This window comes from Ectothiorhodospira sp. 9100 (assembly GCF_022227565.1).
In the GTDB taxonomy this organism is placed as follows: domain Bacteria; phylum Pseudomonadota; class Gammaproteobacteria; order Ectothiorhodospirales; family Ectothiorhodospiraceae; genus Ectothiorhodospira; species Ectothiorhodospira marina.
Genome location: NZ_JAJNAN010000030.1, coordinates 25,788 through 35,428, shown reverse-complemented (window position 1 = coordinate 35,428; position 9,641 = coordinate 25,788). Strand labels below are relative to the sequence as shown.

The window sequence follows — 9,641 nt, the reverse complement described above, 5'->3', positions numbered from 1 at the left end:
CGCAACGCCGGTGCCAAGCTGGATCAGGCAGCCCCCATTGCCCAGCCCGAGGAACTGGCGGATTACGACGCTGTGATCTTCGGCACCCCCACACGCTTTGGCAACATGGCCTCGCAGATGCGCAGCTTTCTGGACCGCACCGGCGGCCTGTGGGCCCAGGGCAAGCTGGTTGGGCAAGGTGGGCAGCGTGTTTACCTCCACGGGGACCGGTGGCGGCGGCGAGACCACCATCACCTCCTTCTGGCACACCCTGGCGCACCAGGGGAAGGCCCACACCATGGCTGGGTGGCCCAATACTCAGGGGCCACCCAGCGCTCCTTGAGGCGCGATGCGTCTCCGGGTGAATGAAGGCACAATACCTTCATGACCCAACGAATGTTCTTTGCCCTGTGGCCCGATGATCCCCTGCGGGATGCAATCCAGGTTCGCGTGCCTGACGGGCATGGCGGGCGCCCGGTCGCCCGGGACAACCTGCACCTCACGCTGGCCTTCATTGGTGCGGCCGATACGGCCTATGCGGAGTGTCTGAGCCAGGCCGCAAGCACGGTGGAAGTCGAGCCATTCGAGTTCGAACTCACGGGGCTTGGGTGTTTCAGGAAACCCGGCGTGTTGTGGCTGGGAGACGTTGTCCCCCGCGCCCCTCTGGTGCGGCTGGCACAGGATCTGAACACCGCCTTGATACCCTGCGGCTTCCAGCCGGAGGCGCGGGAATACCGCCCCCATGTCACCGTGGCCCGCAAGCTGAAGGCCCCCGTGGCACGGGCGCCCATTCACCCTATCCGTTGGTCGGTGGACGGCTTCTGCCTGGTGGTATCCAAACCCGGCCCGGACGGCGTGCGCTACGAGGTGGTGCAGCGCTATCCCGTGTGATCACCATGCGCAAGTGTTTTCCGTCTCGGAGGCGTTGATTCCACCGCGCTGCTCTTCGCTGGCGGGCTGGGAGCACTTCAGACTGCCTCGCTGGTCGCGGCGGTCCCATTTTCCATTATCATGGTGCTCATGGGCATGGCACTGATTCAGGCCCTGCGCTCAGACTCCACCCTGCCGAATTGACAACCAGGAGTTGTTCCAATGACGGCCACACCCGATACGCCCTCCCATGACGCGTCGCCCCGGCTACTGCCCGGGATGCCCTACCCCCTGGGCGCCACCTTTGACGGAGAGGGCACCAACTTCTCGGTGTTCTCGGAAGTGGCAGAGCGGGTGGAGTTGTGTCTGCTTGATGAGCAGGGGCAACAGACCGAATCCTTTGACCTGACGGAGGTCTCGGCCCTGTGCTGGCATGGCTATGTGCCCGGCATCGGCCCGGGGCAGCGCTACGGGTTTCGCATTCACGGCCCCTGGGACCCGGAGCAGGGTCTGCGGTGCAATCCCCACAAGCTGTTACTGGACCCCTACGCCAAGGCGATTGTGGGGCGGGTGAAATGGAACGAAGCGGTGTTCCCCTACCGTTTCGATGATCCCGACAACAGTTTCAACGACCAGGACAGTGCCCCTCATGTGCCCCATTCCGTCGTCGTGGATACACACTTCGACTGGGGGGAGGATCGCCATCCCCGCACGCCCTGGCACGAGTCCCTGATCTACGAGACCCACGTCAAGGGCTTCACCATCCGCCACCCGGATATCCCCGAGGCGGTGCGCGGCACCTATGCCGGCCTGGCCCATCCAGCCGCCATCGAGCATCTCAAGTCCCTGGGCGTCACGGCGGTGGAGCTGATGCCGGTGCATCAGTTCATCCATTACTCACACCTGGAGGAGAAAGGCCTGCGCAATTACTGGGGCTACAGCAGCATCGGCTATCTGGCACCCCACAATGAATATGGCTCCAACGACGATCCCAATGAGCTGCTCCGGGAGTTCAAGGGGATGGTCAAGGCACTGCATGAGGCGGGACTGGAGGTGATTCTGGACGTGGTCTACAACCACACCAGCGAAGGCAATCACCTGGGGCCCATGCTCAGCCTCAAGGGAGTGGACAACGCCGCCTACTACCGGCTGATGCCCGATGCCCCCCGTCACTACATGGACTACACGGGCACCGGCAATTCCCTGAACATGCGCCATCCCCATGTGCTGCAGTTGATCATGGACTCGCTGCGCTACTGGGTGCAGGAGATGCACGTGGATGGCTTTCGCTTCGACCTGGCCTCGACCCTGGCCCGGGAACTGCACGAGGTGGACCGGCTCTCGGCATTCTTCGACATCATCCAGCAGGATCCCATCATCAGCCAGGTAAAGCTCATCGCCGAGCCCTGGGACATCGGCGAGGGTGGCTACCAGGTGGGCAACTTTCCGGTGCTGTGGTCGGAGTGGAATGGCCAGTACCGGGACACCGTTCGGGATTTCTGGCGCGGCGAGGATCGGCCCCTGGGAGAATTCGCGTACCGTTTGACGGGCAGCCCCGACCTGTATGAGACCTCCTCCCGGCTACCCCATGCCAGCATCAACTTCGTCACCGCCCACGATGGTTTCACCCTGCGGGATCTGGTGTCCTACAACCACAAACACAACCAGGACAATGGCGAGGATAACCAGGACGGCGCCGATGACAATCGCTCCTGGAACTGTGGCGAGGAAGGCCCCAGCGATGACCCGCAGGTGAACGCCCTGCGAGCCCGGCAGCAACGCAACTTCCTGACCACCCTGATGCTGTCCCAGGGTGTGCCCATGCTGCTGGGGGGAGATGAACTGGGGCGCACGCAACAGGGCAACAACAACGTGTACTGCCAGGACAACGAACTGGCCTGGTATGACTGGTCACAGGTGGACACGTCGCTGCTTGAGTTCACGCGCCGTCTGGTGCGTTTTCGGCATGATCACCCGGTGTTCCGGCGGCGACGCTTTTTCGAGGGTCGGGCCATCCATGGCCACGATGTGGAAGACATTGCCTGGTTCACACTCGACGGGAAGTGTATGGAAGAGGATCACTGGGGAGAAGACTTTGCCAGATCGCTGGGGATATTCATCAATGGTGAGTCCCTGCCCTCCCCCGGTCCACGAGGCGAGCGTATCGTTGATGATCGATTTTTTCTGGCCTTCAACGCCCACCACGAGCCCCTGGAGTTCACCTTGCCCGAGGCCAGCTGGTGCAAACGCTGGCGGGTGGAACTGGATACCGCCGAGGGATGGGTCGATGAGGATCGGCATCACGACGCTGGGGGCACGTCACCGTGGAGGCTCGCGCCATGGTCCTGCTGCGACGGGCCGGCGAGTGATCGCTGGTTCGCTGACTCCCCGGCCTTGGTGCGGGGAGCGGCATCATCGCCGACCTCTACCGCGTCATCGCTCACGGATATAGACCGGTTTGGGTAGCTCTGATAGAACAGCTGAACACCGCCAACTGTACAGGTTGGCTGTCGGCATGCGATAAAGGGTTGGTTGACCATACTCCTGCCGGTGCCGAGAGTGGAGGCAAGCCACAATGGATCAGCGTCCACCGAGGCAACTGCCGACCAGTGGCAAGGCATCGCCAGAGTCCAACGCCCCCTTGCCCGGCGGTGAAGAGCATTACCGACTCCTGGTCGAGCAGCAGAATGACTTGGTCGTCAAGGTCGATTGCGAGGGCCGTTTCCTCTACGTGAACCCGGGCTATTGCAGCACCTTCGGGAAGCGCGAAGAGGATCTGATCGGCCAACGTTTCATACCCCTGGTTCATCCCGATGACCAGGCCCAAACCGACGCCGCAATGAAACGGCTCTACCACCCGCCGCACCGCTGCTATCTGGAACAACGGGCCCTGACCCAGGATGGCTGGCGCTGGTTTGGTTGGTCCGATGTGGCCGTGCTAGATAAGCGGGGAGAAATCACAGCCATTATCGGTGTCGGTCGTGATATCCATGACGGCAAACTCGCGGAACTGCAACTCCTGCAGACTCAACGAATGCTCGACCTCGCCCTTGAGGCCGGCGGCATCGGCACGTATACCGCCAATTTCAGCACTGGCCAAGTGTGCCCGGACCAGCGTTATCTGGCCCAGATCGGCTATCAACCCGGCGAGATCGTCATCACCGACGAGTGGTGGCGGGCGAATGTCCATCCCGAGGACCTGGCGGCCTTCGCCGAGCAAACGGGGCAAGTCATTCACGGTGGTGTGGATGACTTCACCGCCGAGTACCGTTTCCGGCATCGCGATGGACGCTGGATCTGGCTACAGGACCACGCGCGCGTTTATGAACGCAGTGCAGACGGAATCGCCGTTTCAGTCAGTGGTTTGCGGATCGACATTCACCGGCGCAAGGAGGCCGAGTTGCGCCTCGCCTACCATGCTGACCATGATCCACTGACCGGACTGCTCAATCGGCGTGGCATGTGGCATGTGATCCGTGGCATTCAGGCACAAGGACAGCGGGGACACCACACCAATGCGATCGCCATCCTTGATCTGGATTTTTTCAAACGCGTCAACGACACCTATGGCCATCTCGTGGGCGACCAACTGCTCCAGGAGGTCGCCATGGTGCTCCGAGCCAGTACCCGCGAATCCGACTGGGTCGCGCGCTGGGGTGGTGAAGAGTTTCTGATCCTGATGCCCGATACCAATGTGGCCCAGGCACGGAGTTTCATTGAGCGCCTGCGCCAGCAGATCGGGGTGGCGCCTTTTTTGATCCGCGAGCACTCGCTCCGCATCACCGTCAGCGCCGGTCTCGCCTCTTCACATCTTGAAGAACACGACAGCCATGAAGCCTTCGTCAGCCGTGCCGACATGGCGCTCTATGCGGCCAAGAAGGCCGGCCGCAATCGGGTCTGCACCGAGACCGAGGCGGACCAGGATTGAGTTGAAAGCCAACTCACCCTGTGCCGTTGAAGCCGCCGCGCAGGCGCAGCGCTGGAGCGAACTCCTCTGTGGGTATCAAGGGCAACCACTATTCTCTTTCCTGGTCCATGACCCTTGTATACGGATTACCGTCGGGGCGCAGAATGCTGTGCCCGATATCGTGGGCATCACCCGAGAGCACGGCATCAACCGCCGCCGGGCTCGCCAGCGTAGGGCACGTGGGCCAATCCCACCAGGTCGCGATTGAAGGTGATCAGGTCGTCCCGATCGAGGTCCGCCAGGCGTGCCCGGCCAGTGGCACGAGCCAGCACCTGCATCAGCTGCAGGGAGGCCCCGAGGAAGCGGGCAAGTCCGGCGCTCCCTGCATCCGGATCTAGGCGCTTGCGCAGCTCCGGATCCTGAGTCGCGACGCCTGTTGGGCAACGGTTGGTGTGGCAGATGCGCGCACCCACGCAGCCCACCGCCTGAATGGCACTATTGCCCAGCGCAATGCCATCGGCGCCAAGCGCCAGGGCCTTGACGAAATCTGCCGGTGTGCGCAGTCCACCGGTGATGATCAGGGTGACCTTTCCGCTCGCACCGCGAAGGTCCAGATAACGCCTTGCGCGCACCAGCGCCGGAATGGTCGGCACGCTGATGTGATCCCTGAGCAGGGCCGGCGCGGCCCCGGTGCCGCCCCCGCGGCCGTCGAGGATCACATAGTCGGCACCCGCCTCAAGCGCGAAGGCCAGATCCTGTTCGATGTGGTTCGCGGAGAGTTTGAAGCCAATGGGAATGCCGCCGGTCTTCTCGCGGACCGAATCCGCAAATCCCCTGAAATCGGCAGGCGTTTCCAGGTCCGGGATCACCGGTGGCGACACCGCATCCTGACCGGCCTTGATGCCGCGCACCTTGGCGATCTCTTCCGAGATCTTGGCGCCCGGCAACACGCCGCCGACACCGGTCTTCGCGCCTTGGCCACCCTTGAAGTGGAAGGCCTGGACCTTCTCGAGCACCTCCTCGGAGTAGCCATAACGCGCCGGCCCCAGTTCGAAGAGGTAGCGCGAGTTCTCGGCCTGCTCTTCCGGCAGCATCCCGCCTTCGCCTGAGCAGATGCCGGTACCCGCCTGTTCGGCGCCTCGCGCCAGTGCGATCTTGGCCTCGCGGGACAGCGAGCCAAAGCTCATGTCCGTGACCAATAGCGGCATCCCCAGACGCAGCGGGCGCCGGGCCTCCGGCCCAATCACCAGCGCGCTATCCACATCCACATCGCTGGGGAGCGGGCGGCGCGCGAACTGCGCAGTGAGGATCTGGATGTCATCCCAGGATGGCGTGCGATCCCGCGGCACGCCCATGGCGACCGTGGGGCCCATAGCGCCCACCTCCTCCAGCCCGCCTCGCGCAAGGGCATGGATGAACTCCACATGGGGTTCCGTCTCGCTGTTGCGCGGCGCGGGAGCGGCATCATCGCCGGCCTCTTCTGCGTCCTCATCAAGGCCACCAAATTCCTCTCCCACCGCGCTCTCCGGCACTTGGGCGTGGGTGCCATCGCAATAGGGAAGATCGCCCGACTGCTTGCACATGCACAGCCAGTTCTTGCCATCCTTGCGGGGCTTGAACGCGATCGGCTCCATGCCGGTCCCCTGGTGCGACCCATCGCAGAAGGGTTGATCGCTGGAGCGCCCGCAACGACAAAAGTAATACTCCTTGTCCGTTTCGAGCGGGACACCCGCGGGTTTTACTGCCGCTACGATTGGCTTTGTCATCCAGCTCCCCAACAGTGAACTCAGGACGTGCGAGTAGTTTTATTCCAAAACGACCTGAAGCCACAATACTCCATCATTTTGGTCATGTGCATGTGCACCGCACTGGCGCCATGGAAGCCATCACCGGCACCGCCGCACAAGGTCTCGTAGTGCTGGTGGACATCATTGCCATCGGTCTCTTTCATTGGAGCCTGCCGAACCGTTCAACGCCCCCCAGGAGACGACAAGCGCCACCACGATATAACCCGAGAGCACCAGGGCGACGGATTCCATCGTGGCGGAGGCATCCAGGGCCAGCCCCACCGTCACCGGCATGATGGCGGTGGAGATCATCATGGCCGAGTGAACCATGGCACGGATGGCACCCAGGTGTGCCACGCCATAGAGCACCGGCCACAGTGCCCCCAGCAGCGTGCCGGCACCGCCGATGGAGGCCCCCAGGCAGACCATGAACACCCACGCCCAGAGCGGATGGTCCAGCCATGCCACCACCAGCAGTCCGATCAGCATGGGCAACAGAAACACCCGCAACATCAGTCGTGGCCCATAGCGGTCCAGTACCACGCCGGACACCAGCAGGCCCGCCACGTGTGCCAGCGCGAAGCCGGTGAAGGTGCTCGCCAGCCAGTGCAAGGACCATCCCTTGCCCTCCCCCAGATGGGCAAGATGGAAGATCATGGCGGTCACGATCAAGGGAGGTGCCAGCACCACGGGCAGAAGACGGTAAAACCGCAAATCTCGCAACACCTCGCTGCGGGACCATTGCCGAGGGCTGGCAGGCACGCCGGCGGGGTGCGCCGAACCTGTGCTTGCGGACATGTCTTCGCCACGAGCGCCACCACGCCCATGTAGCAGCCAGAGCAGCAAGGGGATAAAGAACACCAGCATCGCCACCGCTGAGGTCAGCCAGGTATGGCGCCAGCCAATCAGGGCGATCAAGGCCACGCCAGCGGCGGGCATCACGGCCTCGGCCAGAGGCAGACCCTTGGAGGCGATACTGACTGCCTTGCCCCGATTGACCTCGAAATACCGGCCCATGCTGGTGGAGGCCATGTGCATGAACAGGCCCTGGCCAAAGAGTCGCAGCAGGAAAAAACCCACCCCGAGCATCAGCGCGGAGGCCGCCAGGCCCGTCACGAGTGCCCCGGCCGCCACACCCACCCCCACCAGCACGGCGAATCGCTGCAGGGACATGCGATCGATCCAGGCCCCCGCCGACACCATCAGGATGCCGCTGCTCAGTGTGGCCAGGGAATACAGCAGGCCGTACTGGCCGTGGGTGAGATCGAAGGCCGCACGCAACTCGCCACCGAACACCCCGACGTAGAAGGTCTGTCCGAATCCGGAGAGGGCGGCGGCCAGCACACCAAAGAGCAGAAAGCGCCAATGGAGGGCGACAAAGCGAAAATAGTCAGTCATGGGGAAGCGAAGTGTACTCAATCCGGAGCGCCAGAGGCGAATCAGTATTTCAATCGCGTCTCCTGCTCCATGAAGCCGGATCGTATTGCACCCCGCTACTTTTGCTTGCTAAATAGCCTTATCAACACATTTCAGGAACTTGTTTAAGCCCTCGTCATGCAGGCCATACCCACCGGGTTGCTTGTCAAGGCCACGACCACTGGGGGCGCCGCCTCAGACAAGCAACCCGCAGCAAGGCGGTTGGGTGCCTTCACTACAAGGCAGGTGCCCCCGCGTCGAGATTGTCCCATGCCCGGTTTCCGGGCTTGATCATCGCGTTGATCCAGTCGCGCAGAGAAACGCCATGTGCGCCCACCGCATAGAAGCGCTCATCCGATGCTAGGAAGGTATGAAAACTGCCATCCTCGATGAAGAACCTGTAGTTCGGTACGGATGCCGTCTGGCGGACGATGGCCTGCAGTCCGGCATACCAATCAGAGGCGATGTCCTGCTCAGAGGCGATAATCGGCTGCTGGGCTAAAGGGAGGCTGGCCGCATAGAACTGAATCTGCACACTATCCAGATTCGGCGACACCGAAGCGAGGCGTGCATCGGGCCGGTAATCGCCCAATGCCCGAAAGATCGATGGCTTGAAGGCCAGCGCGTTCCCTGAGGCACCGCTCAGGAATGCGTCGGGGTGTCTGAAGGCAGGCACCCAGGACGGCAACCCATCGGCAAAGCCCCAGCGCTCATTACGGCTGCCGTCGTAGATCACGTGGCCATAAAACTCATCGGTCTGCACACCTATGGCAGAGTCCGAGATCAGATTCAGGCGCGTACGGGGACTCGTCTCCTCTGCGATGTAGCTGAAGGCCAGTGTGGCACCATAACCACCCGCACTCACGCCGGTCATGGTAACGTCCTTGGCACTTGCGAAATCTGCCACCAATCGCTTCCTGTTCTTTCTCACGCTCGTGTTCAGCATGTGAATGGTGGCCAGAAGATTGTCAACGCCGCGGTGGTGGATCGTCCAGGATTGGGATCCTGTTGTGGTGGCGAGCTCATATTCTGTATCCCGGGTACCAAAATGGATATCGCCGGTGCAGTAGGGCACAAAGACCTTGGTGTAGTTGGCGAAGGGATTGTCGGGGTTGTCGGAATCGAGCACCCCGCCAATGTTGGCCAGATCTTCCACTGTCTCGTCAACGGTCTGGGCATAAACGAATTCCCCGCTTAGCGGCGCACCGATGCAGGTCTCGGCGTTCCAGCATGCGCCACCTCCGTCCATGAAGAACAGGATGCGGTTGGGATTGCCCTGCTGCACGAAGAAAGCAAAGTCGGCATTCGCAGGTGCAAGATTGTCGGGGCGTGGTCCCAGTGTCGGATCAATAAGGGTCGGCCCGCCGGAGCAGGATGGAGAAACATCCCGCTGGCTGCCATCCGCGAGCAACACGGTCATGCTACTCGGTACCTCAATACGCTGCCAGGGTTGGCCAGCGAACGCTGCTGGCGCGAAACCGACTGCGCCAAGCCCCAGCAGGAGCGCCCCACCGCTAAGTACTTTTTTCAAATAGAACATCCTGATTTCTCCCTTTTGATCGTTGTCCGAGCATTCCCCGCGTCCTGCATGCCTCCCGCTAACCGAAGGGCGGCCTGTGCAATCCGCATCACCAAGTACTGGCGTAATCCACCGCTCTGGAACGCCATACATGGCATGCCCA

The 9,641-nt window shown here is 62.2% G+C and carries 7 protein-coding genes and 1 pseudogene; 5 read left to right on the top strand and 3 right to left on the bottom strand.

The genetic code is table 11. The features are described 5' to 3' along the window. The 5 genes and pseudogenes from wrbA to LPW29_RS10270 form a co-directional block, all read left to right on the top strand. Positions 1-301, top strand: a pseudogene (gene wrbA, locus LPW29_RS10285) (NAD(P)H:quinone oxidoreductase); the annotation flags it as partial. 62 nt (positions 302-363) lie between these two features. Next, positions 364-870 carry an RNA 2',3'-cyclic phosphodiesterase gene (thpR, locus tag LPW29_RS10280; protein WP_238627930.1) on the top strand — a complete coding sequence of 169 codons (507 nt, stop codon included), beginning with the start codon at positions 364-366 and terminating at the stop codon, positions 868-870. A gap of 48 nt (positions 871-918) precedes the next feature. Then, a complete protein-coding gene (locus tag LPW29_RS15760; protein ID WP_370642829.1) occupies positions 919-1,053 on the top strand; it encodes a BCCT family transporter in 135 nt (44 codons plus the stop codon). 18 nt (positions 1,054-1,071) lie between these two features. After that, positions 1,072-3,315, top strand: coding sequence for a glycogen debranching protein GlgX (gene glgX / locus LPW29_RS10275; protein ID WP_338018690.1), 2,244 nt, complete (start codon positions 1,072-1,074; stop codon positions 3,313-3,315). A 109-nt stretch (positions 3,316-3,424) separates the two neighbouring features. Beyond that, positions 3,425-4,777, top strand: a complete 1,353-nt coding sequence (locus tag LPW29_RS10270; RefSeq protein ID WP_238627929.1) for a sensor domain-containing diguanylate cyclase — start codon at positions 3,425-3,427, stop codon at positions 4,775-4,777. 185 nt (positions 4,778-4,962) lie between these two features. On the opposite strand, the gene LPW29_RS10265 is transcribed toward LPW29_RS10270, so the two are convergent. The 3 genes from LPW29_RS10265 to LPW29_RS10255 form a co-directional block, all read right to left on the bottom strand. Then, entirely contained in the window at positions 4,963-6,522 is a 1,560-nt protein-coding gene (locus tag LPW29_RS10265) for a glutamate synthase-related protein (RefSeq protein ID WP_238627928.1), read from the bottom strand. A 162-nt stretch (positions 6,523-6,684) separates the two neighbouring features. Next, positions 6,685-7,941, bottom strand: coding sequence for an MFS transporter (locus LPW29_RS10260; protein ID WP_238627927.1), 1,257 nt, complete (start codon positions 7,939-7,941; stop codon positions 6,685-6,687). A gap of 253 nt (positions 7,942-8,194) precedes the next feature. Beyond that, positions 8,195-9,499, bottom strand: a complete 1,305-nt coding sequence (locus LPW29_RS10255; protein ID WP_238627926.1) for a pectinacetylesterase family protein — start codon at positions 9,497-9,499, stop codon at positions 8,195-8,197. Positions 9,500-9,641 lie beyond the last annotated feature (142 nt).